This is a genomic window from Paenibacillus sp. J22P165, assembly GCF_059692015.1.
On sequence record NZ_JCAUAP010000005.1, the window covers coordinates 45,430 to 69,705 of the forward strand.

Annotated in this window: 17 protein-coding genes; 5 read left to right on the forward strand and 12 right to left on the reverse strand. The window is 46.3% G+C overall.

The window, feature by feature from the left end:
- Positions 1 to 40 precede the first annotated feature (40 nt).
- The 7 genes from AC58QM_RS12985 to AC58QM_RS13015 form a co-directional block, all read right to left on the reverse strand.
- Complete coding sequence (locus AC58QM_RS12985; protein WP_497284545.1) at positions 41 to 1,078, reverse strand: SGNH/GDSL hydrolase family protein; 1,038 nt, start codon at positions 1,076 to 1,078, stop codon at positions 41 to 43.
- A 32-nt stretch (positions 1,079 to 1,110) separates the two neighbouring features.
- Entirely contained in the window at positions 1,111 to 1,386 is a 276-nt protein-coding gene (locus AC58QM_RS12990) for a DNRLRE domain-containing protein (protein ID WP_497285288.1), read from the reverse strand.
- A 220-nt stretch (positions 1,387 to 1,606) separates the two neighbouring features.
- On the reverse strand, positions 1,607 to 3,415 hold the full coding sequence (locus AC58QM_RS12995) for a sensor histidine kinase (RefSeq protein ID WP_497284547.1): 1,809 nt from the start codon (positions 3,413 to 3,415) through the stop codon (positions 1,607 to 1,609).
- Positions 3,412 to 4,425, reverse strand: a complete 1,014-nt coding sequence (locus AC58QM_RS13000; RefSeq protein WP_497284548.1) for a response regulator transcription factor — start codon at positions 4,423 to 4,425, stop codon at positions 3,412 to 3,414. The genes AC58QM_RS12995 and AC58QM_RS13000 overlap by 4 nt, the downstream gene beginning before the upstream one ends.
- 81 nt (positions 4,426 to 4,506) lie before the next feature.
- Positions 4,507 to 6,096, reverse strand: a complete 1,590-nt coding sequence (locus AC58QM_RS13005; protein ID WP_497284550.1) for an extracellular solute-binding protein — start codon at positions 6,094 to 6,096, stop codon at positions 4,507 to 4,509.
- Between the two features lie 108 nt (positions 6,097 to 6,204).
- Positions 6,205 to 7,083, reverse strand: a complete 879-nt coding sequence (locus tag AC58QM_RS13010; RefSeq protein WP_497284551.1) for a carbohydrate ABC transporter permease — start codon at positions 7,081 to 7,083, stop codon at positions 6,205 to 6,207.
- A 28-nt stretch (positions 7,084 to 7,111) separates the two neighbouring features.
- Positions 7,112 to 8,074, reverse strand: coding sequence for an ABC transporter permease (locus tag AC58QM_RS13015; RefSeq protein WP_497284553.1), 963 nt, complete (start codon positions 8,072 to 8,074; stop codon positions 7,112 to 7,114).
- Between the two features lie 703 nt (positions 8,075 to 8,777).
- On the opposite strand from AC58QM_RS13015, the gene AC58QM_RS13020 reads away from it, so the two are divergent.
- Positions 8,778 to 9,752: an aldo/keto reductase family protein gene (locus AC58QM_RS13020; RefSeq protein WP_497284555.1), complete on the forward strand. Its 975-nt coding sequence runs from the start codon at positions 8,778 to 8,780 to the stop codon at positions 9,750 to 9,752.
- A 189-nt stretch (positions 9,753 to 9,941) separates the two neighbouring features.
- Positions 9,942 to 10,247: a magnetosome magnetite crystal formation protein family gene (locus AC58QM_RS13025; protein ID WP_497284557.1), complete on the forward strand. Its 306-nt coding sequence runs from the start codon at positions 9,942 to 9,944 to the stop codon at positions 10,245 to 10,247.
- 98 nt (positions 10,248 to 10,345) lie between these two features.
- Here AC58QM_RS13025 and AC58QM_RS13030 read toward each other — a convergent pair whose 3' ends face one another.
- Together AC58QM_RS13030 and AC58QM_RS13035 are read right to left on the reverse strand one after the other, a co-directional pair.
- Entirely contained in the window at positions 10,346 to 10,831 is a 486-nt protein-coding gene (locus AC58QM_RS13030; RefSeq protein ID WP_497284559.1) for a dihydrofolate reductase, read from the reverse strand.
- Positions 10,832 to 10,843: 12 nt separating this feature from the next.
- Positions 10,844 to 11,329, reverse strand: coding sequence for a GNAT family N-acetyltransferase (locus tag AC58QM_RS13035; protein ID WP_497284561.1), 486 nt, complete (start codon positions 11,327 to 11,329; stop codon positions 10,844 to 10,846).
- Between the two features lie 399 nt (positions 11,330 to 11,728).
- Between AC58QM_RS13035 and AC58QM_RS13040 the strand changes: the two genes are divergently transcribed.
- The 3 genes from AC58QM_RS13040 (at position 11,729) to AC58QM_RS13050 (ending at position 21,448) form a co-directional block, all read left to right on the forward strand.
- Positions 11,729 to 14,080 carry an immune inhibitor A domain-containing protein gene (locus AC58QM_RS13040; protein ID WP_497285289.1) on the forward strand — a complete coding sequence of 784 codons (2,352 nt, stop codon included), beginning with the start codon at positions 11,729 to 11,731 and terminating at the stop codon, positions 14,078 to 14,080.
- A gap of 191 nt (positions 14,081 to 14,271) precedes the next feature.
- The gene (locus tag AC58QM_RS13045) at positions 14,272 to 19,737 is read left to right on the forward strand and encodes a family 10 glycosylhydrolase (RefSeq protein WP_497284563.1); all 5,466 of its coding nucleotides are present in this window, start codon (positions 14,272 to 14,274) and stop codon (positions 19,735 to 19,737) included.
- Between the two features lie 232 nt (positions 19,738 to 19,969).
- The gene (locus AC58QM_RS13050; protein WP_497284564.1) at positions 19,970 to 21,448 is read left to right on the forward strand and encodes an oligosaccharide flippase family protein; all 1,479 of its coding nucleotides are present in this window, start codon (positions 19,970 to 19,972) and stop codon (positions 21,446 to 21,448) included.
- Between the two features lie 76 nt (positions 21,449 to 21,524).
- Here the strand turns inward: AC58QM_RS13050 and AC58QM_RS13055 are convergent, their stop codons facing one another.
- The 3 genes from AC58QM_RS13055 to ssuD are packed head-to-tail and all read right to left on the reverse strand — an operon-like array spanning position 21,525 to position 24,255.
- The gene (locus tag AC58QM_RS13055; protein ID WP_497284566.1) at positions 21,525 to 22,304 is read right to left on the reverse strand and encodes an ATP-binding cassette domain-containing protein; all 780 of its coding nucleotides are present in this window, start codon (positions 22,302 to 22,304) and stop codon (positions 21,525 to 21,527) included.
- A gap of 15 nt (positions 22,305 to 22,319) precedes the next feature.
- Positions 22,320 to 23,102, reverse strand: a complete 783-nt coding sequence (gene ssuC, locus AC58QM_RS13060; protein ID WP_497284568.1) for an aliphatic sulfonate ABC transporter permease SsuC — start codon at positions 23,100 to 23,102, stop codon at positions 22,320 to 22,322.
- A complete protein-coding gene (ssuD, locus tag AC58QM_RS13065) occupies positions 23,071 to 24,255 on the reverse strand; it encodes an FMNH2-dependent alkanesulfonate monooxygenase (protein WP_497284569.1) in 1,185 nt (394 codons plus the stop codon). The genes ssuC and ssuD overlap by 32 nt, the downstream gene beginning before the upstream one ends.
- Between the last annotated feature and the right edge of the window lie 21 nt (positions 24,256 to 24,276).

Sequence of the window (24,276 nt, forward strand, 5' to 3'; positions counted from 1 at the left end):
ATGATTTCTGCCTCCTATTGAATACCTTTTTATATGTTGATCAACCTTGTGCAGCCCGTAACTTATCCACAGAAGGTCGTAAAAAACCAGCCAATTGCTCCGCCATCCGACTATGTCCATAATCCGAGGGATGAATCAAATCACTTGTCAAAAAAGTAAAATCACTCATGAGCTGCGCTCCATCTAAAAGGGTCACATTCGCATGCTGACGACTCTCAACATAACGTTTTAACACCTCATTAAATTGCTTTTCAGCCACGCTAAACGGATGCACCGTATCGTGAAAATACGTTGCCCGATTTGGATAGATCGTTGTCACAAAGATTGGTTTTGTAGGGTGCTTACGGATAATCCCATCCAATAAATAAGCCGTGCGATGCTGAAACTCCTCGGTGCTCACAGTCCCCCTCATATTGACGCCCAGTTCCAGATAGGCCAAATCCCAATCCTCCCGCTCCGCCAAATGGTCCGCCAACTCCGGCTCACAATAGCAGGAACCGCTGAGTCCTAGGTTCAAAACATCCGTACCCAGTCGGCGTCCCGTCTGCTGGACATACCCGTTATAATGACTCAACGCGCCAGCCCCTTGTGTAATCGACGAACCATAGGCAAGCATGGTCAATTGCGGTACTTCCTGACGAAGAGGAGGCCTAATCGCAAAGCCATAAGCATCTATGTCATAAAAGATCGCTGTAAATCGGTCGCAATAGATACGCCACACTTTGGAGGTGAATGCAATATTATCCAGTAACGCAGGCGGTACCTCAGCAAATCTTTCTGGTGCTTCCAATTGTAAAGTCGTGACGACACCAGCCTTCAAGTCATACGCAGCATGGAAAAAGTCACCTCTGAAAACGAGCACACGTCCATCCTTTTCTTGTGCAGCCATCGTCACTCTAATGTTCGTAGCCTCTGTCACAAATCGAATCTCACAGCCGCTCGACTCGGCAGCTTTGGTTCGGCCTTTTTCGGTTAGCGATTCGCGAACATGTTTGGGAAACCGTTGTAGCTTAAGACCAGGTAGATACAGACTCGATTCCAACTCCGCTGTATTATGAAACGCCACATTGTCCAGCATCGCTTCTCTCCACGCTTTCTCTCTATGTTTAATTACGGGGTAATGGTTGTAAAAATTAAAGTTGGTGCTTTGTTCATATCCGTATATTCTCTGGTATAAACCGTCGCTGGATTATCATCTGACACCATGGTTAACCGAAAGCTAAGTGTGCCGTCACTTTGGGTTTGGACATACTTCGTCACGTCAAATGTCACGTAGCTGCCAGCGGTTACTGGTATATCACCTGCATCCACATCGGTAAATGCTCTAACTGGCTGATTCGTCGCAGTGATGAGCGTTGGATCCCAGCTATCTGAAGCAATCCCCAGTTCACAAGCTTTCTTTTCCTAATCCTTTATATGGAGCTAAGACCCATTATAGTAAGGTGTGACGCTGAAACACATGATCGAATTTAAGCAGCATTGTGTTTTTTTAAACAGGTGAGGGAACGTTGGTGGAAGGACGCAGCAAAAAGCCCCGCCCCTGTGTGGGGGCAAGGCTTTGGGGGTGCTGGGGTGTTGGGATGCTGAGCCTAATGCCCCAGCACCCTCACGTCCCTATATTCGGAAACCGAATATAGATCCGCGTCCCAACGCCGAGCTCGCTCGCGATGCTCAGGCCGTACTGCTCGCCGAACACCAGCTGGATGCGTCGGTGCACGTTCATCATGCCGATGCCACCACTGTTGCCGGCGCCCTTATGCAGCTTCGCTTCCGCCAATTGATTGGCGCTTAGCTGCTTGTTCAGCGAAGCGAGATGGTCCGGCGTCATCCCGACGCCGTTGTCCTCGAGGACGATAATCAGATCATCGTCCTGCTCCCACGCATCCAGCCGAATATAGTGATGCTCTTCAATTCCATCAGCGAACCCGTGCTGGAATATATTCTCTATGAGCGGCTGCAACGTCAACCGGGCCGTCTTCTTCAAGAAGAATTCCGGCGGAATTCTGACGTCGAGTTCGAACTCCCGCCCCACCCTGTGCTTCATGATCGTCATGTAGTTCAGCACATGCTTGAGCTCATTAACGATAGCCGTCTCTTCAATATGTGTCTGCACTGAGTAGCGGAACATCGTGGCGATGGCATCCACAATCTCCGTAATTTCAGTGGATTGCTGAATGACGGCGTAGACGATAATATTTTCCAACGTATTATATAGAAAATGCGGGTTGATTTGCAGCTGCAACGATTGCAGCTCGGCCTTCTGTCGCTCCAATTCAGCGTCTTTCTTGCTGAGCTCTGTTCGGTACAAGGTGTCCATTAATTCAGACAGGGAAACGACCATCAGATTATAGCGCTGAATCAATTCATCCAGCTCATTATTCGTTTGCAGCTGGGGGATTTTCACCCAGTTTCCTTTCTCCGTTTGGCGCATGCCATTTTTCAAAATTTGAATCGGCTTCGTAATATTTCGGCCAAATCGATAGGATAGCAATAGCGCTAACAGCAGTGTAATGCCCCCTACCCAGAAGGCGGAGTAGCGAATGCTCGACAGTGGGCGATTAATATCCGCCGTCGGAATGGAAACCATAAGGTTCCAGCCTGTATAAGCCGACTTCGAGCTAACGACCAGGCGTTCTTCCCCAAACGAGGAATCCTTGAAGGATTTCAAGTCATTCCCTTCTATTTTCGCCATAAGCGTCTGGTTCACGGTAGTACCGATTCGCTGCTTGTCGGGATGATACACAATGCGCCCCTCATTATCGACAATGGCAAAAAATCCGCTCGGCCCCAGATTAATTCCCTTCCACAAGGTTGCGAACTCATCCGCTTTAATCTCGATGGCAAGGATGCCTTTGAACTCATTGAACACTTCACCATGAATTTTGCGCGCCAACGTGATGAACTGATTACTACTTTCAGAGAACACACTATTGCTAATAATCGTCATATTGCCCTGTGCATCCGTTTCTTTGTCCAGCTCCTCCATCGTAAAAGCAGGTACCGGATCTACAATCGGCTTCAGCGCAGGATTCTCATAGTACACATAGTGATCGAAATAATCAGCCAAATAGACGGTCATAATCTCCGGCGACTTTATAAAAAGCGGATTGATGACGTTATCTATCAAACTATCCGTGAACTGGTAATACTCATAATCGCCCGTTGGCGGGTCGTCGACGAACTTTTTGACCGAGCTATTGGTAAAAAGCGATAGATGCGCGCGCTCATAATTTTTCAAATATAAATCTGTATGGTTGACCGCATTCGATACAATTTCCGTCAAATGCTGCTCCGTTTGCTCCTTCAGCTTGTTCGACGAAATATAGTAGGAGGAGAAACCGATCGACATGACGGTAATTAGAACAATGGCAGCCACATACGCGAAAATGCTGCGAGCTAACGATGGCTTCATCATTTGATCCCCATCATATGCCGATATTCAAGCGGTGAGAGACCTGTGACTTTTTTGAACATCCGGGAAAAATGCGGGTAGTTCTCATAGCCGATCTCATAAGCAATATCGTTCGTGCGGTAGTGCGGCATTTCCAGCATTCGCTTCGCCAACTCAATTCGTTTCGTGATGCGGTATTGCACAAATGTTTCCTTGAACACCTTCTTGAACAACAAGCTTAAATAAGGAGGCGTTATACCCAAATATTCAGCAACGTCCTCTAGGGAGAGACTATTCGTGATGTTGGCATCCATGTAAATCTTTGCTTTCTGCATGAGATCCTGACCACCTCGCTGCAGTGCCAGTTCATCAATGATCTTCATGATTTGCTCCTGAAGCTGCTGGAAGTAGGCCATCATATCCATTGTATCGGTTATTTCTTCCGTTTTGGGCTGAAAGCTGCGAAGGGATAAGCGCTTCTTGAGCATGGGTAAGCAATCCTGCAGCAGCTGTATGAAGTCGGAATCCGAGGAGGAAGCCGACATACAATACAACCGCAATTCCTCCAAATGCGCCTCTACCGCATCAATTCGCAGCGTCCAGATCGCCTCTACAATCTTCTCAATCCAATCCTCATACTTGGAAATGGATAACATCGCATGACCGCTCTGTGAAATCAGTTTGTTCAGCAGATCGTGGATTTTGACCGGCGTAAACGGTTTCAATAAATATTCTTTGACCCCATAAGACATACCCGCCTGGGCATATTGGAAATCGCCATAACCCGAAATAATGACCTTCTGGATCAACGGATATTTCTCATGTACCTGCTTACACAGTTCCAGCCCATCCATCTTCGGCATCCGAATATCTGTAAAAAGCAGCTGCGGCATCGATTCCTCGATCATTTGCAGCGCCTTCACACCGTTACTAGCCGTGCGTATTGAATCAAATTTATGCGCATGCTGCTTCAGCATGATAACCATACCTTTTAGAATAAGCGGTTCGTCGTCTACAATCAGAATTTGCTTCATCCAGCCGCCCTCCCCTATGGCAAAAAACATTTATCCTCAACCCGAGAATAAATGCTTTCCACCCAATCCACAAGCTATTTTTTAGTCACCCATCACGATGCCGTCTTTTTTGTTATAACGCTCCGTTGCTTCTTTAATGATTTCATTCCCGCCTTTGGCTTTCCAATCTTCCAGCGCTTTCGGCCAATCGGAGATCGGCTCCTTGCCGTACACCATTTTCAGCATATGATCTAGAATCACCGGTGGCATATCGGAGAACTTCAGACCCGCATCCGTGAACTTCGCTGTCGTTGAAAGCTCCGGTGCGAAGGAGATTCCGTTTCTTCCTTCTTTTGTAACGATGGTGTCAAATTGAGTAATTAGCTTTTTACCATCTTCTGTTGTGTTCAAAAGTGTTCTGTTCAGCGCTGTGTCTTCTACAAGTCTCAGCATAACGGAACGGAACTGTTCTTCAAGCGAGCCTTCTGGTGTCGTCGGTTGTTTGTAAACGACTTTATTATCTTGCATCGTGTACGTGTCGCCTTCAATACCGAAGTTAAAGAATCGGTCGCCTGATTCAGTCACCATGTAGTTCATCATTTTTACAATCGCGATGGCTTTCTCCTTGCTAACCTTACTATTGATGTAGGACAATCCGCCTGTGTAGCTGTATTTCATCATCCCGCCCTTGCCATCATCACCGACTGGGGACGGAATAATGATTACTTCCGATTTGGCATTGGCAGGTTTCGTTGTACTAATCCAGTTCATCAACAAGTTTGCGTTGTGATTCCATACACCGGATTTACCCGCATTGATGTTGTTCGTCCATTTGTTGCCGTCAAGACTTGCGAAATCCTTTGCCATTAAGCCTTCATCGTACATCGTTTTGTAGACAGTCAGTGCTTTCTGCATCGCTTCCACTTTGAAAAACTTCGGAACAACCTGATCGCCAATCTTCTCGAACATCGTGCTGTACGGCATAACGTCATACGCTCCGAAAATCACATCGGAATAGACGAAATCTTTCCGGAATGCATACGGTTCAGCAACTCCATTCTTCTTCATGGCCCGTAGGACGTTGAGGAAATCGTCTACCGTCTTAGGAACTGGCAGCCCCGTTTGATCCAGCAAATCTTTCCGGATAAAGGTAGAGCGACGGCTTGCATTGGACAAATATTCAGGAATGGCATAAATTTTGCCGTTGTACTTCACTTCGTTCCACGCTTGCTCGGGAATCGCTTTCAATAAATCTTTGCCATATTCTTTGAGTAGATCATCAAGCGGCATGAACAATCCGCCCTTGATCGCTCCGCTCATATCGGGCCCCTGTGGGAACATCCCTTGAATCGTGTTCATAACATCCGGAAGATCTGTGCTGGCAAACATCAACGCTGTCTTTGGTTTAAATTCCGCATGCGGTACAAGGCGAAGATCAAGCTGCGTATTCGTTAATTCACCAAGCTTTTTCACCCATTTATCATTGTTGATGTCTGTGCTGCTGAGTGCGTATTTATTTAAGGAGTCGCTTAAGGAAATCGAGATTTTCACCGATGCTTGCGCTTTCGCGGAACTTGCAGGGCTTGCTGAGCTTGCACTAGTTCCAGTCGTACTCGTTGAAGAATTGGAGCAACCCGCGATAACCGCCACCATGAGCGTTGAGACGAGACCCGTTTTCAACCAAGCTTTCATTGTATATCCCCCTAATCGATATGTTGTTGATTCGTGATCATCTTATCGTGAAAGAAAAACTTGGAACATTGTGTTTTTTAAGCTCAGTTGATCTTTATTATACAGTTTTTACGATTTTATCGAACCGATTAACATTCCTTTGATGAAATGCTTTTGCAGGAAAGGGTACACAAGCATGATCGGAATCGTCGCAATGACGATAACGGCCATCTTCAGTCCTTCCGGCGATAAATTGGCAATATCCCCTGCTGTATTGGCTAAATCGGAGGAATCTGTCACGACAAATTCACGTAATTTCACTTGAAGCGGGAACAGCGCACGATTATTGATAAAATAGAGCGCGTTCGAATAGTTGTTCCACAACGCCACCGAATAAATGATACTCATCGTTGCCATCGCTGGCTTCGAAAGCGGCAAAATAATGCTCCAAATCGTGCGAATCTCCCCAGCGCCGTCAATCCGTGCGGACTCAATTAGCTCACCTGGGATGGAGAGGAAGAAGGAGCGCATCACGAACAAGTTAAACGCACTGATCGCCCCGGGTAGCATTAGCGCCCATAAACTATCGAGCAGCCCCAGATTACGAACTAGCAAGTAATTCGGGATTAGCGGAGCATGAAAAATCATCGTAATCAGCACAAGCAGCAAAATGTATTTGCGCTCTCGATATTCATTTCGGGATAGCGGATACGCTAAGCTTGCCGTCATGACAAGACTAATCAGTGTACCGAAAACAGTAATAATTACGCTTACACTAAATGCGCGCCATATCGCGATTTGCTTCAGAACGGTTACGTAGTTATCCAGCGTGAATTGAACAGGCCATAACACGACCTTCCCCGCACTGAGTGCAACAGGTCCGCTGAAGGACTGGGCGATAATATTTAAAATCGGCAGCACCATGATTAAGCTGATCAGAATGAGCCCGATCGGATTCAGTATGGATATAGGGCTTGGTTTATTTAACGCAGACTTACTGCTAGACATATTTAGGTACCTCCTTTCTTCGATAGGGTTAATATAAGCCCTCGCCGGTTGCTTTTTTGCTGAACATGTTGGCGGTTACGATAAGAACGAAACCAATTACCGACTTAAATAGGCCAATGGCTGTCGTGTAGCTATATTCACGCTGAATGAGCCCCACCCGATAAATGTACGTATCCAAAATATCCCCCTGCGAATTATTCAAAGGATTCAAGAACACGAACACGCGCTCAAAACCTAAATCCAGAAAATTACCAATTTGCAGAAGAAAGAGAATCGTTATCGTCGTTAATATACTCGGAATCGTAATGGCCCACGTTTGTTTCCAACGTGATGCTCCGTCAATTTGCGCTGCTTCGTACAAGTCTGGATTAATCCCGCTCATCGCTGCCAAATAAATAATGGTACTCCAGCCCGCATCGCGCCAAACGCTTGAACTGACGATAATGGTCCGGATGAAGGAATCCTCACCCATGAAATAAATGGGTTCATGTCCGAACAGCGACACGATATAGTTAATAACCCCGCTTGTCGGATTTAAGATTTCGATCACAATGCCTCCAACCACCACCCATGACAGAAAGTGCGGTAAGTAGACAGCCGTCTGGACGAAACGTTTGAAAATCTGGTTGCGCAGTTCGTTCATCATAAGCGCCAATAGGATCGGGATCGGGAAGGCGAAGAACAAGGTGTAGAAGCCGATAGCCATCGTGTTTTTTAAAATGCGCCAGAAATCCGCGTACTCCAACATGCGCCGGAAATTGGCCAAGCCTACCCAATCACTTTTCCATATCCCCGTGAAAATACTGTAATCCTGAAAGGCCATAACAGACCCCGTCAGCGGGATATATTTGAAGATTAAAAAGTAAACAATGCCCGGAATCGACAGCAGGTACAGCACCTTGTAGCGATTGTAATACGTCAGAAATCCTGGTTTTCTCGCCATTTGCCCTTGAGGCTTGCTCATCGTCCGCTTGACCTCTGAATAGCTCATATTCTCCATCACCCTATCATCGTTGTTATGTATGAAGTGTACCGTAGGCGAGTCGAAAGAGGGATACCGTGAATTAATGACACTTATCTTTTTTTAATATTTGTGGAAACTTTAAAGCCCACTTGCTGCTAGCTTGCAACTTCCTCTGCCGATCCTTTTCCACTGCTCTGATACCGCGCTACCTTCCCTCTCCTCCCAAAATGCCGCACATCAACGTTCTACCTTCTACCGCCCATTAACTGGATTTTCTCCATCTAATTTTGCTCATTTCGCCGGGTAATCAGGATTAACTGGATAAAGTACATCTAAATTCGGCCATTCGTGCCGTATCGAGCAAATTCAGCCGAATTAACTACATGTTTTACATTTAATTGGTAAAATGGCGGGGGAACGGCGAAATTAGCTGTAGGTTTTCCAGTTATTTATTGCTGGGGGTGCTGGAAGCTGGATTGATGGTGGGAGTTACTCTGGAGCGGCACTTGAGGGCTGAACGGTGGCTTGATGGTGGAGTTATTGAAGAGCGTTACTCAGATTGGCACTCGAAGCCGTACTCAGCAGGCAGCTAGCTACTATTTGAGCAAGAGGGCCATCCCCACTACTTAACTCCACGTAACTAAGTGAACTAATAGTGCCTTCTTGTCGGCCAACCCTGCCTCCCTTATACTTACAGCAACAAGGGTTGATGAGAGGATGATTCTAGCAGATGAAGTATAGAAATATGGGACGCAGCGGGTTACAAGTAAGTGAAATCGCCTTAGGAAGCTGGCTTACATATGGAACAGCCGCCGAGCAAAAAGCCGCGGATGCTTGCATCGCGAAAGCTTTTGAAAGCGGCATTAATTTCTTCGATACCGCGAATGCTTATAATCGTGGCGAAGGCGAAAAAGCGATGGGAGCCGCGCTGAAAGGGTACGATCGCTCGAGCTATGTGCTCTCGACGAAGGTCTATTTCCCGATGGGCGATGGCCCGAATGATCGCGGTTTATCCCGCAAGCACATCTTCGAGCAATGCGATGCCAGCTTGAAAAGACTTGGTGTCGACTACATCGACATCTATTTCTGCCATCGGTATGACGTTAACACGCCGCTGGAGGAAACGCTTCGCGCGCTAGACGATTTGGTCACGCAGGGCAAAATCATTTACCCCGCTGTCAGCGAGTGGAACGGCGCTCAAATTACCGAAGCTGCCGGCATCGCTGAGCGTCTCCGTCTACGTCCGCTGATTTCGAATCAGCCGATCTATAATATGTTCGAGCGCTATATCGAGCGCGAGGTACTTCCCGTATCCGAGCTTAAGGGGCTCGGTCAGGTCGTCTTTTCGCCGCTTGCGCAGGGCATTCTGACTGGCAAATATAAGCTGGGACAGCCACTTCCCACCGATAGTCGTGCTGCGAACGATTCCGTGAATTGGATCATCAACAGCTATCTCAATGACCGTGTACTGCAGACCGTTCATGAACTTGAGCAAGTTGCCCAAGGATTGGATATCTCTATCGCTCAGCTCGCGATCGCATGGGTACTTCGTCAACCCGGCGTAAGCACCGCGCTGATTGGCGCGACCAAGCCGGAGCAGATTGAGGAAAACGTGAAGGCTGTGGACGTTACGCTCGGAGCAGAGGCATTGGAGCAGATTGAGACTATTTTGAAGAAAGTAGCGGACTTCTCTCCTGCACGATAATACTTAGAGAATCACGGCTTGACAAGGTTGTCCACAGAGCCCAAAAGATGCCGTTCCTAAGGTCAAAAGACCATAGGAACGGCTTTTTATGATAGAATAGGTGTTATTTCCCAGTAGAAGTCTTGTAATAAATAACCAAAAAGAGGCGTATTACTTCATATCTAACAAATCAGAAAATGGGAGGCTTTTATGGATAACCGGCAAATATTATCCGCTTTAAGCTATTTCAGCGTATTTTTTGCTCCATTTCTTTTGCCTATTGTTATTTATTTCGTTGTTACGGATCGTGAGGTTAAACATCATGCAAAATGGGCGTTCCTCTCCCATTGCTTACCCATTGCAGGCTTCATTCTTACCTGGCTATTGGGTTTAAACAGTATCGTTAATGGCGGTCACATGTCACAGTTCATTATTCCGTTGATCTTAACCGGGATTGCCTATTTGGTCGTCTTTGTTTGGAATATTGTGATGGGCATCAAGGTGTTAGCTCGTTAAAAAGAGCGCCCAACACTTCTTCGTTTATCAAAATAAAAAGCCGTCTCGGCAACGTCATAAGACCTGCTGGACGGCTTACTTATCATTCACAAGACACTCTATTTCCTTGCATACACATAGAAATAATACGTATAAGGATTAGCTTCATCTGTGATTCCTTGCTCCACCGAAACCTCCTCCCACTCCCCATAGTCAACCTCTGGAAAGTAGGTATCCCCTTCAAATTCATGATCGATTTTGGTCATGTAAAGCTTGTCTGCATAGGGTAAAAATAAACGATAAATCTCTTCGCCTCCAAAAATGAAGATCTCCTCTTCACCTTGGCACATCGCTAATACCTCTGCAACGGAATGAGCGACCTCACACCCCTGCGCTGAAAAACTTGTATCTCGAGTTAAGATAATATTTCTTCTACCAGGAAGAGCCTTGCCGATAGATTCGAAATTCTTTCTCCCCAAAATAATAGCATGCCCCATCGTCGTTTTCTTCACGTACTGCCACTCTTTGGGCAGTCTCCACGGTAAATCATTATTTTTTCCAATCACGCGATTCTTGTCCATGGCCACGATAAAAGAAATCGTCACACAATCACACCCTTATCCCTCTGAAAATACTATTTTCATCATAATGCCTGCTATGGTTTGATCTAAATGATTCTTTTTCTTCTCAATCTGATAGGGCTTAAATCCTAATTTGGTATAAAAAATCAATCCTCTTGTGTTCACATTGTGACAAACAAGATGCAGCTCTTTCACTTGGAGCTCCTCTTTCGCTTGAGCCATCATCGTTCGAATCAACGATTCCGCCGCTCCCTTACCTCTGGCCTCTGGAGATACAATCACATTGCCGAGCCAGCAGCGATTTCCCTCTTCATAACCATAAATATTGGCATATCCGAGCACCTGTCCATGCTCATCTACCACGACCGTTTGTTTCAGCCGATTTTTGGTAGACGCTATGAGTTGCTCAGACGTGAGAGGGAATTGAAATAACGGTGACATGAAATACAGCTCTTCCGCATTGCGCGGAAAGGTGATAATTGTCTCGAAATCCGCGATAGTTGCTGATCTACATGTGAACATTGGAACCCCTCCTAGTATGGAAAAGTGGAAAATGAAAAGCGAATGCATCCGGTTTGAGGAAAGAGCGGTCGCAGGAGCACTAGCTTTAACGCCCAAAAAGGGCGTTAAAGTGCCCTTTCCTCGCTGCGCCCCGGCCCCGTCCCTCTTCTTGCCCATAGCCATACAATTTCGAGAGGAAGCTCGCGTTTCCTTTTTTATCATCAACGACGCTATTAAACGACAAAATAAGATACCCCATGTCGAACAAGGAAATATATGGGTATATTTAAGCAGGACCATAAGCACTTACTAGAGTTGCTGAATCTAGTATTTAATTAAAATAACCATTGGTTAAATACATAGGTTGGTTTCATACTCTATTTTGCAGGAGGTTTCCTATTGAAAAATTACACCTCGAAGATGACTAGAGTTTTACTAGCAACGAGTTTAACCGCAGGACTATTTTCAACAGCAACTTTCACAACATCTGCCTTTGCAGCAGGATCTGACAACACAGAGGCACTTGAAGCACCGCCAGTCGATTTCAATATCGTTGATGATGACCGATTGGCAAAGGGCTTAATGGATCGAGGTCTATTAAGTAAAAGCGCTACGCCAGAACAGATCGCCAAAGCAGTCAAATCCTATGTTACAACAAAGAACAATAAACCCGTTCAATCCAAGGCAGATAGGCACAATAATGAGATCGACCGCAGATCGAAGGAGTTCATTACTAAGCAAAAGAACAAGCTGACGACACAGCTGAACAAAGGCCATCTAGATTTGAAGAATGGTCTCCCCAATGGCATCCCCATTCCAACAGCCAAAGAAGATGACTACAACGGTCCCGTGCGCGAGGATAAAGTTCTCGTTCTTTTGACCGAATTCTCCGATTTCAAACATAACAATGTCAAACAAGAACCTGGTTTCATGTACGCCAAAGATTTTAATCGTGATCATTATCAGAAGCTGATGTTTGGGAATAAAGATTTCACTTTATTTGACGGTTCTAAGATCAAAACCTTTAAACAATACTACGAAGAACAATCCGGTGGCAGTTATACGGTGGATGGTTATGTCTCCAATTGGTTAACTGTTCCAGGTAAAGCCGTCGAATACGGTGATGACAGCCCTGCGGGAGGTCATGATAACTTAAACCCCAAAGGTCCTCGAGATCTAGTGAAAGATGCCTTGAACGCTGCGGTTGCAACCGGCCTCAATTTAGCTGATTATGATAAGTTTGACTTATATGATTTGGATGGAGACGGCAATCAAAACGAACCCGATGGTCTTGTTGACCACTTGATGATTATTCATGCGGGCACGGGCCAAGAGGCTGGCGGTGGACAATTAGGCGATAATGCCATTTGGTCTCATCGGTGGACGCTTAGTAGTGTGTATGCGATTCCTGGTACGACGGCGGCAGTTAACTATTGGGGTGGCCAAATGGCTGCTTATGATTATACGATTCAACCTGAAGATGGCGCTGTCGGGGTATTCGCACATGAGTACGGTCATGACTTAGGTTTACCGGATGAATATGATACCCAGTATTCCGGGCAAGGTGAGCCTATTGCCTCTTGGTCCATCATGAGTGGCGGCAGCTGGAACGGCAACATTGCGGGCACAACGCCTAGCTCTTTTTCACCTCAAAATAAAGAGTTCTTCCAGAAAACCATGGGCGGCAATTGGGCCAATGTAACTGAAATTGATGCCTCCGATATTACGAAGCTAGGTAAGGCTGCTATCATTGACCAGAGTGTAACCAAGTCCAAAAATCCAGGTATCGTCAAAGTAACTTTGCCGGATAAAGCTGTGACAGGCATTCAACCAGCGTTTGGGACTAAGTATTATTACAGCACCAAGGGAGATAACCTGCATACCACGCTCTCCACGCCTGAATTTGATTTAACCCAAGCTCGTACGGCTTCATTTGATTTTAAAACTTTGTATGAGGTCGAGTTTGAATATGATTACTTAACGGTTACAGCTTCAACCTACAACGAACAAGTTGTCCTCGATATCATTGGTGATAATGACACGAACGGTGACGCGCGTGCCGAAACATCCAACGGGGCTTGGGTCGATAAGTCCTATGATTTGAGCGCATTTGCTGGTAAAAAGGTAACCCTCCACTTTGACTATGTCACAGATGGCGGGCTTGCATTGAACGGTTTTTCCATGGATAATGCGAAATTAACCGTAAATGGTCAAACTGCATTCTCCGACGATGCCGAAGGCGCTTCTAAACTTAACCTTGACGGCTTTGTTATCTCGAATGGGACTGAATTTAAGAAGCACTATTACTATTTGGAATGGAGAAACTATGCAGGGGCCGATAAAGCTTTGGCTTTTAGCCGTGGCGTAAAATACAATACAGGACTTGTCGTCTGGTATGCCGATGATAGTTATCTAGACAACTGGACTGGCATTCACCCTGGAGAAGGCTTCCTTGGTGTCGTGGATTCCCATGCTGAAGCTATGGTCTTCAAAAAAGACGGACTAGATTCTGTCTCGCAGACGACTCGCTATCAAGTAGCGGATGCTGCCTTCTCTTTGGATAAAACGCCGGCATGGTACATCAATAATCCAACGCGTGGTGAGTACACGTATAAATCCTTGCAGGGCGTTGAGGAATTCTCCGATGCCAAGAGCTATATGAATACGCTAATCCCAGACGCTGGGCGACTTGTACCGAAGTATGGGCTGAAATTCCGAGTTGTCGGTGAAGCGAAGGATAATTCGGCTGGACTAATTTGGCTCCATAAGTAAATAAATAATGCAAAAGCCTGCGATTATGCGGGCTTTTTTGCATGTTAACAAGAACTTAACACGGTGTTAAATATTTTTGAAATAAAATTTCATAATAATTTTAATATTTAAAATTTTATTGCAATTTTAAATGGTTTTGATTATCATGATAACAAGTTTACGAAATAATCATATTTAAAGGAGGCGAATTCATGTTCAAATTAACAAAATTTAGAAGGCAAGTTTCTAGCGTGATGTCCCTTGCTGTATTATTGAGCGCTTTTTCAGGGACGCATGTAAACGCTTCCCAATTTATGGGGCAACCTTCCATTTCTGCACAATCAGCAAGTGTGATGAGCTCTTCGTACAGCAAAATCGAACTTGCTGCAGCTTCGCTAAAGATTGCACCCAGCACCACGCAAACTTATACGCTGACTGCGTACGATTCGGGAGGTGCATCGACTCAGATACCAGCGGATCAAGTTACTTGGACGGCGGACAGCAGCATCGGTACCATTTCGACAAGCGGGGTGTTAACTGCGCCAACGGTGGCTAGCGGGTATGTGCAAGGGTATGTGCATGCGAGTTATGAGGGGCTTACGACATCGACACTGGTGATTGTGGGGAATCCGGTAGCGACTGTTTTTGAGGATTTTGAGAGTTTAGTTAAAAATGGCAACAATGTTCTAAGTGCGGGTAGAACAGTCACCGATGCCACATATGCCTATACCAGTGCAGTTGATATCGTAAACAGTCCGGTACGTTATGGAAACGGTTCTGCCAAACTTACCTATAACCTCTTAGGGACTCCTTCAGGAACTTACGGCGTTTTCGTGAATTTGCTTAATTCCTTAGGCACAACTGAACGTCCAATAGAAGGGACGCCAAAGAAAATTGGCGTTTGGGTCTACGGAGATCAAAGCAATCATTGGCTGCGTACCAGATTAAAAAATAGCGCTACTCCTACTCCAAGTTCATTTACACTAGATTTTACAACTGGAACAGGTTTTAACTGGAGTGGTTGGAAATATGTTACAGTAGATATTCCATCAGCTCAACAAACTCCCTTAAAATTTTTGGACTTATACTTGGTTGAAACAAGTGACACCAGAAAGAACGCTGGAGTTGTTTACTTCGACCAACTTAGTGTGTTCTATACAAACACAGCTACATTCGACCTAGACATTCAAGGTCTAGCACCAATCGAAGTTGGCCAGTCCGTAACAGCATCTGTGTACGGAATAAAAAATGGCAGCACAGCTCCTGAAAAAATGACTAGCGGAATCACCTATTTGAGCAGCCAACCTGATATTGCTATGGTAGATAGCACAGGTAAAGTAACAGGTCTCAATCCAGGGAAAACATCCATCGTAGCGTTTAAGTCAGATTCGGATCCTGCCGTCTCTGAGGTGACCGTGAGTCCATCTACGGCACCCCCGGTTGTAACGACGAAGGTTGAGCTAACATCTCCATCGCTGATGGTTGAGCCAGGTTCTACGCAGGCTTTTACGCTAACTGGCTACGATGCAAACGGTAATTCCAATCCCATTCCAGCTAGTCAAGCAACTTGGCAGGCGGATAGCAGCATCGGAACTATTTCTTCCACTGGGGTATTAACAGCAGCAGCGGTAACGAGCGGATTCGTTCACGGTTATGTGCATGCAACCTACAACGGACTTACCACCGATAATTTTGTACTTGTCGGAAATAAAGTTGCAACAGTTTTTGAGGATTTCGAGAATTTGACGAAGAATGGTGTAACGGCTATTAGCGCAGATAGAACAACTTCGACTGCTCCAGCAGCTCCACCATCTGCCTCAGTTGTTAGCATAGCGAACAGACCGTTAGCACCCGTCCTTTACGGCAATAGTTCTGCGAAGCTTTCCTATGACATGAGATTAAGTCCTCCTGGAAATTTCGGCGTCTATGTGAGCTTACGTAATTTAACAACTGGAAGTCTGGATCGCCCGATTCCAGGAACCCCGAAGAAGGTAGGTGTCTGGGTTTACGGAGACGAATCGAATCATTGGCTTCGCGCAAGATTAAGAAGCGTAGATACTCCGAGCACTGTCTCCTCCATTGATCTTGTACCAACAGCAACAGGGATTGACTGGAAGGGTTGGCGTTATCTCACTGTCGATATCCCGAGCAATTATAATTTTATGGATCTTTATGTCGTGGAAACGAATAATACGAAAAAGAATACTAGTGCCATCTATTACGACCAACTAAGTGTTTTCTATACGAACACCACAACATTTGGCCTAGACATCCAGGGACTCACCCCCATGCAAGTAGGACAAGCAAGAACCGTACAAGCTTTTATCACCAAAAAAGATAGTACAGCTCCTGAGTTAACGACTAGCGGAGTCACCTATTTGAGCAGCCGTCCAGATATCGCTACTGTCGATGGCAATGGTCAAGTAACGGCGCTGAAATCAGGCAAAACGTCGATCATTGCTCTTTATGCCGATGCACAGCCAGCTGTATATGAACTTACAGTCAGCGACGAGACACCTGTCGTGAATACGATTGAATTGTTCGGCGTACCAACGATCGAGGCTGGTAGAACGGATTCCCTGCTACTGAGAGCCACCTATGCGGGTCAAACGGATAAACCGAACGTTACAACGGATAGCGCTGCAACGATTACAAGCTCTAATACAAATGTGGCTAGTGTGGCAAATGGTAAATTAAGAGCACTTAGCTTAGGTACATCTACGATTACAGCTACGTTCGGGGGGCGAACCACCTCCTACTTAGTAACCGTCGTTGAACCCGTACCTGTGCTCTATAAAATTCAATTAGTGAATATGCATTCACTGACAATTGGCTCTACGCTGACAGCTAACGTAAATGCCACCTATAACTTACTGGATCAACCGCAAACACCTGTCTCGGTTTCACAGGGAATTACCTATACAACCAGTAAAGATACTGTTGCAACGATCGATGCATCTGGTGTCATAACAGCTGTTAATGTTGGGGTAACGCAGATCACAGCCACACTAGGAAATAAATCAGCGACCTATTCGCTGGTCGTCAATCAGGCTCAAACCGCTCCAAAAAGAGAGATGAGAGCAGCATGGGTTGCAGCCGTTGAGAATATTGACTGGCCGAAGAAAGGTTTCGTTAATGTGGAGCAGCAGAAACAAGACTTCAAAGACCTATTAGATCGTTTAGCTGCGACTGGCATCAATGCCATTATTACTCAAGTAAGACCGACTTCAGATGCGTTATACCCGTCTACGATTAATCCATGGTCGGAATGGTTAACAGGCACACAAGGACAAGATCCTGGCTATGATCCACTTGCTTTCATGATTGAAGAAGCTCGCAAGCGCAATATGGAATTCCATGCTTGGTTCAATCCGTATCGAATCAGTAATGATGAAAACAAGGACAAATTAGCAACCAACTCTCCTGCGAAACTGCATCCAGATTGGGTCATTCACTATGATGGCAAGATGGGTTACAACCCCGGCATTCCAGCTGTAAAGCAATATGTCATCGACAGTGTGATGGAAGTTGTTAAAAAGTATGATATCGATGGTGTTCATTTCGACGATTATTTCTATCCGTATCCCGTAACAGGCAAAGATTATCCAGATAGTGCAACCTTTGCACAATACGGAGCTGGCCTGTCCTTGGATAACTGGCGTAGACAAAATGTGGATTCTCTCATTCAAGAAATGTCACAGAAAATTAAGCAAGAGAAACCCTATGTTCAATTTGGTATCAGTCCATTCGGTATCTGGAGGAATAAATCTTCTGTAGCAAATGGCTCGGACACATCTGGAACCGAAAGCTACAACGCCATTTACGCGGATACGCTTAAATGGGTTCAGCAAGGCTGGATTGACTATATTACCCCGCAATTATACTGGAGTATTGGCAACAGTGCTGCCTACGATAAGTTGGTCGAATGGTGGCAAGAACAAGTAAAAGGTAGACATGTTAACCTGTACACAGGGAATGGCATTTATAAAGTCGGCGTAGATGCCGATTCGAATTGGCTAGATCCTGATCAGATTCCTAATCAGCTCAAGTACAATCGTAATTATGCTGATGTAAAAGGTACGATGCTCTTTGGCGCAAGCGGCTTGCTCAGCAATCCACTTGGCGTGAAAGATACGTTGCAAAACACACTATTCCAATATCCTGCCTTATTGCCGCAAATGAGCTGGCTAGATTCGGTTGCTCCTAATGCGCTGCAGACGTTTGCCACGCAATCGGTAAGCAATGGCGTACAAATAAGCTGGAACGATGCGCAAACCGACACCGCATATTATGTCATCTATCGAGCAGAAGGCGAAAATGCGCCAGATATGAATGATCCTGCTTACATCTTTAAGCAAGTTAGAAAGCAGTCCGGCGATGCTCAGTCATTCGTCGATACAACAGCAATAGCTTCCAAGACGTACACGTATATCGTAACGGCCGTGGATCGACTTCATAATGAAAGTCCAGCTAGTCCAAGCAAGACAATTACGTATGTTCAGCCGGAAGCAGATCAACAACCAAGTCCGAGTCCAGGAGCAGGTCCAGGCACAGGTACAGTTCCGGGGAATGTCCAAGACATTCAATTGTCTGATTTGCAAAGCACGAGCGAAACACAGGTAACTGTAACCGTTAAACCGAATGTGGAGACCATTCAGTTACCAGCTCATACAGCTAGTCTACTCGGCAACAGTAAAGATCTCGTTTTGCAATTGAATGACTTATCCGTTCTCATTCCTAACTCCGTTCTAGCAGCGGCTGAGGGAGTCATTCCGAGCAATGACAGCAAGGCTAAACTGATCTTCTCCGTAGTCCCTGTTACAGGAGAGCAATTGACCGCCCTAGAGGGGACGAGCTTAGATGCTTACGGCGCGAATTTAAAAGCAGCAGCTGTTTATCGCTTAACATTAACGGTTCAAAGTGCAGATGGCACACGTACGGAAATTAAACAATTTGCCAAGCCAATGAGCTTCACCTTTACGATTCCAGAGGGAATCGATGCTGCCAAAGCACAGGTCTACTATATAGCTGACGATGGCGAACTGACCTATGTAGATAGCCGCTTGTCGAGCGACAATAGCAAGCTAACAGCAGATATTTCCCACTTTAGTACGTATGGCGTTTTCGAATTTAACAAATCGTATGAGGATATTGCCAATACGCATTGGGCATACAAAGCTGTGGATGACTTGAGCCGCAAGCTCATTGTAAAAGGGGTGGACGATCATTCCTTCGGTCCAGAACGCAGTGTCACGCGTGCTGAATTCGCTGCCCTCTTAGTAAGAGCACTAGGCTTAAAAGAAGCCTCAACCACTCCTTTTCAAGATGTGCAAGCAGCCGATTGGTTTGCGAGTGAAGTTGCGATCGCTCATCAATCAGGGATCGTGACAGGAATGACCGATACGACGTTTAATCCCAATGGTACCGTAAGTCGTGAGCAGATGGCGACGATGCTGGTGAGAGCTTATCTCCTTCAGCACCCAACTGAGAACGTACCAACTGGCACGGCCACCTTCGCGGATTACGCGGACGTACAGGAATGGGCTAAACCATTCGTCAATCAAGCTGCTGGGCTAGGTTTGGTTACGGGACGTGAAGAGAACGTATTTGCGCCTGCGGCCATCTTAAATCGTGCCGAAAGTGCACAAGCTATATTCAACTTGCTTCATCTAAAGTAACAAAATAAGAAACCACCCTTATCGCAGTCATGGGATATGAAATCCAGCGACGTGCATAGGGGTGGTTTTTTACAATTGTGCAATCCCTGTATTTCTCTTTGACTCTTTAGAGGCAATATATAACCTTAAAATACCTCGTATTATCTCCCTCTATCTTCCATTTCCTCGGTTGTCAATAACGGAGGCGTCTGCTACTCTGTGGATAACAACTACATGGAAGAAGGCTATCCCCATGCTGAATCGGAGTGTCACACTAACGGAAACGCAGCGTTTTTTGCTTCGAAATGTCTCCATCATCGTGCTCGGTCTCTTCATTAATCAAATGCTGCAAACCGTGGGAAGCATTGTTCTAGCTCGTGTGCTGGACGATCCCACCAAATTCGGTCAAGTGAATCTGTTGCTGCAAATTTTCGGAATGGCCTCCTTATTTCTCAATGTGGGCTTCAACTCCTCCTTGATTTATACGTTTTCAAGAAAACCAATGCAAGCCGTACAGACCAATTTCCGTGTTGCCTTCTTCGGAAGCTCGCTTTTCGGGATTATTTTCGGTCTAATCCTAGCCCTGCTAGCGCCATTCTTAGCCAATTATTATCAACTGCCTGAGCTAAAAGGAGCCCTGACCCTAAGTTCGATCATGTTCATGTTCAACTCCATGATCAATATCGGCGTCGCCTCTTTCTCTGGGAATCGTGATTTCGCCGTTCAAGCCTTCTTCATGGTCATCACCACGACCCTCTCTACCTCGGGTATGGTACTTGGCGTCATATGGCCACTTGGCCAATTGAACCTTCTTGAAAATATATCGATATGGATGAGCGTGGGAGCGATCCTGACTGCTCTTTTTATTGGATGGAAAGTTGAACGTGTGCATAATCCAAAATGGCTCGGGAATATCCCCCTCCAAGAGGTGCGGATCATGATGGCATACGGCATTCCTTCCTGGGCCGGAAACATTGCCAAAGCGTTTCAACAACCCTTTTTGGTCATGATGGTCGGTTCCAGTTCGGTTGTCGCTGTCGGTTATTTATCCAATGGGTTTCGAATAACAGGATTTATCGGCATTATAACGTGGGCGTTCATGATCGTCACTTTCCCCTTCGTGGCGGAGAGCGCGCAAGATAAGAAGGAAAGCCAACACCGTGGGACAAGCTGTGTTCGGTATAATAACATTTTTCTATATCCAATGACAGCGGTCATCTGCTTATATCCAGATCAAATTAACGGTTTTCTATTTGGTGAGAGCTTCAATACTGGAGACTCAGCCGTATATATTCGGTTAATGGCGTTAGGCGTCTTATTCTCCTCCGTGGGTCGGCTTGGCGGGAGCATTCTGGCTGGTATTGGAAAAACAAAAGCGAATTTCTGGGTCATGATCGTGGCCGGCGTGTTCGTCGTTGCGATCGTCCCCTTCATTGCCGCTGAAAGCCCTGTCTTAGCCGTATGGATTTACACCGGAGGTTGGGCTGTCTCCGCAATCGCGATGATTGGATTTTTCTATTATGAAAAATTCCCTCTGAATTGGTGGAAAGCTTATGGAGAGCCACTCTTACCGACGCTAGCCATGATAACCATTATGCAAATTGGGGTGTTTGCACCAGCTTGGTATCCCCTTTTCATCGTTGGCGGTCTACTTTGTCTACTAGCACTATCGATCGTGATCGAAAAGCGTGCCACAACAGATATACATAAGCTGGATGCCCGCCAATTGTAAACGCCATAGAAAACTAAAAGCACTTCAACGGCAAACTTTCTGCCTCGAAGTGCTTTTTTTTGACGATAGACTGACATTAGATTGTATACGCATATTTGTCAGTCGCTGCTATTTCTGCTAGGGCCGAATTCTGCTCTTTAACCAAAATGCGATCCAGAATCAATTGCTCAAAATAAGCGAATCCACTATCGCGAATACGAGGTCGCGGCAGCGTTATTTTCACATCAAGAGCAATCTGCCCTTCTTCGATCAAAATGACGCGATCAGCCAATTGTACGGCTTCCGAGACATCATGCGTAACAAGCAACGCCGTAAACTTCTGCAGATACCAGAGCCGCTCAATGAGCTGCTGCATCTCGATGCGTGTCAGCGCATCCAGCGCGCCAAGCGGCTCATCCAACAGCAGCAGACGAGGCTGCCCAGCCAATGCGCGGGCCAAAGCAACGCGTTGGCGTTGCCCCCCTGACAGAACCCCCGGCCATTCATTCGTTCTGTCGGATAGCCCCACCTGAGCCAGAACCTGCTCTGCTCTCACACGCGAGCCATCCTTCACGCCAACCTGAACATTCGCGAGCACGCGGTTCCACGGGAGTAGGCGAGCATCCTGAAACAATACACGCGTATCGGAGTGGATGCCCTTCAACTGCTGACCGTCGACTTCGATTTGCCCGCTCGAGGGCTTATCCAGCCCGGCAATTAAGCGCAGCAGGGTACTCTTGCCACAGCCGCTGCGCCCGACAATCGCAATGAACTCACCAGGTGCTGCATCCAGATCTACCCCTTGCAGCACTTGCTTTTGACCAAAAACCTTCGCAGCCTGCTTCACTTGCAAGTGAATCCCCTTATTCCCTACCATCGTGCTCACTCTCCTTTATGGTTTTAAGAAATTGGGATGCCACTGAAGCCAAGCGCGTTCCAACACCTTAGCGATGTAGTCAGATATTTTACCGAGCAAAGCATACACAATAATACTTAAAATAACGACATCCATCTGCAGAAATTCTCGAGCATTCATCGCCATGTAACCAATCCCGGAGCTTGATGAAATCGTTTCGGCTACGATCAAAGTTATCCACATAATACCTAGTGAAAAACGAACCCCGACCAAAATCGAAGGTAATGCACCAGGAATTATGATTTTACGAAATAAATGAAAATGCCGAAGTCCATACACACGACCCATTTCAATTAAGCCTGGATCCACGGATCGAATGCCATGGAAGGTATTTAAATAAATCGGAAAAAACACGCCTAGGGCAACTAAGAATATCTTACCTTCTTCACCGATACCAAACCAAAGGATAACTAACGGAATCATCGCCAGATGAGGAATATTCCGCAGCATTTGTACGGATGTGTCAGTTAGTTTTTCAAGAATAGGAAAGAGTCCATTAATTAAACCCAAAGCAAATCCGATGCCACCACCAATGGCAAAACCGATGAAAGCGCGTTTGGAGCTGGAACCAATATACGTGAACAAGGTCCCTTTCTCTGCCAAATGAACGCCAGCTGCGAAGACAGCTGACGGTGTAGATAAGATTCTGGTGGAGATGACCCCGAGCTGCCCTAATAACTGCCATAACGCAATAAGTACAATCGGAAGTGCCCAAGGGAGCAGTTGTTTAACCAGAGACTTTGACAGGTTGGTTGTCATCGGACCGAACCCCCTTTGCTGGCTTCGGCAATTCCGTATTAGCAATGAGTTCTCCGAATGGACTTACGTAATTCGCAGTTGTGCTCGCCTTTTTCCCATTAGTCTTCAAAGGCAAATGCGGGAATAGCAGCTCCGCTGTCCGATAAGCCTCCTCCAAGTGCGGGTAACCAGAGAAGATGAACGTCTCAATGCCTAGCTCAGCATACTCTTTCATCCGCGTAGCAACCGTCTCAGGATCGCCAACTAAGGCCGTTCCAGCACCTCCACGCACAAGACCGATGCCCGCCCATAGATTAGGGCTAATCTCCAGTTTTGTCCGATCACCCTTATGCAGCTCTGCCATGCGGCGTTGACCAACGGAATCCATACTTGCAAATATTTTCTGTGCAGAAGCAATCGTCTCATCGTCCAGATGGGAAATTAAACGGTTCGCATCCGCCCAAGCTTCCTCTGACGTTTCACGAATAATGACATGCAGGCGTATGCCAAATTTCACGGTACGGCCACGCTTAGCTGCGGCTTCGCGAACCGTTTTGATTTTCTCAGCTACCTGAGCTGGCGGTTCCCCCCACGTCAAGTAGACATCAACATGATCCGCTGCTACTTCAATCCCTGCCGGTGAAGAGCCACCGAAATAAATGGGCGGATATGGCGCTTGGATCGGCGGATATACAATCTTCCCACCCTTAACTTGCAGATGTTTGCCTTCAAAATCGACTTGTTCACCCGCAAGCTCTTTGCGCCAAATGTGCAGGAATTCGTCCGTCAACTCATATCGTTCATCGTGCTTCAAGAAAAGCCCTTCCGCTTCAAGCTCCTTCGGATCTCCTCCTGTCACGACGTTGATCAGCAAGCGACCATCCGATAACCGATCGAAGGTGGAAGCCATTCTGGCCGAAAGGGTTGGCGACATCAAGCCCGGTCTGACCGCGACTAGAAATTTAAGCCGCTCGGTCACAGGAATCAAGGAAGATGCTGTAACCCATGCATCCTCGCAGGATCTGCCTGTCGGCAGTAGAACGCCGCCATAGCCTAGTTGATCAGCTGCTTGCGCTATCTGCTTCATGTAGCCATAATCTACAGCGCGAGCCCCTTTCGTTGTTCCAATGTATCTGCTGTCTCCGTGTGTCGGAATAAACCAGAATACTTCCATCTTCATCGTCTCCCTTATTCA

Coding starts and splice junctions, on each gene's coding strand:
- AC58QM_RS13020 (WP_497284555.1), top strand. CDS start 8,778: ATGAAGTATAGAAATATGGGACGCAGCGGGTTACAAGTAAGTGAAATC.
- ssuD (WP_497284569.1), bottom strand. CDS start 24,255: ATGGAAGTATTCTGGTTTATTCCGACACACGGAGACAGCAGATACATT.
- AC58QM_RS13005 (WP_497284550.1), bottom strand. CDS start 6,096: ATGAAAGCTTGGTTGAAAACGGGTCTCGTCTCAACGCTCATGGTGGCG.
- AC58QM_RS13055 (WP_497284566.1), bottom strand. CDS start 22,304: ATGGTAGGGAATAAGGGGATTCACTTGCAAGTGAAGCAGGCTGCGAAG.
- AC58QM_RS13040 (WP_497285289.1), top strand. CDS start 11,729: ATGACTAGAGTTTTACTAGCAACGAGTTTAACCGCAGGACTATTTTCA.
- AC58QM_RS12995 (WP_497284547.1), bottom strand. CDS start 3,415: ATGATGAAGCCATCGTTAGCTCGCAGCATTTTCGCGTATGTGGCTGCC.
- AC58QM_RS13025 (WP_497284557.1), top strand. CDS start 9,942: ATGGATAACCGGCAAATATTATCCGCTTTAAGCTATTTCAGCGTATTT.
- AC58QM_RS13045 (WP_497284563.1), top strand. CDS start 14,272: ATGTTCAAATTAACAAAATTTAGAAGGCAAGTTTCTAGCGTGATGTCC.
- AC58QM_RS13000 (WP_497284548.1), bottom strand. CDS start 4,425: ATGAAGCAAATTCTGATTGTAGACGACGAACCGCTTATTCTAAAAGGT.
- AC58QM_RS13015 (WP_497284553.1), bottom strand. CDS start 8,074: ATGAGCTATTCAGAGGTCAAGCGGACGATGAGCAAGCCTCAAGGGCAA.
- AC58QM_RS13035 (WP_497284561.1), bottom strand. CDS start 11,329: ATGTTCACATGTAGATCAGCAACTATCGCGGATTTCGAGACAATTATC.
- AC58QM_RS12985 (WP_497284545.1), bottom strand. CDS start 1,078: ATGCTGGACAATGTGGCGTTTCATAATACAGCGGAGTTGGAATCGAGT.
- AC58QM_RS13050 (WP_497284564.1), top strand. CDS start 19,970: ATGCTGAATCGGAGTGTCACACTAACGGAAACGCAGCGTTTTTTGCTT.
- AC58QM_RS13010 (WP_497284551.1), bottom strand. CDS start 7,083: ATGTCTAGCAGTAAGTCTGCGTTAAATAAACCAAGCCCTATATCCATA.
- ssuC (WP_497284568.1), bottom strand. CDS start 23,102: ATGACAACCAACCTGTCAAAGTCTCTGGTTAAACAACTGCTCCCTTGG.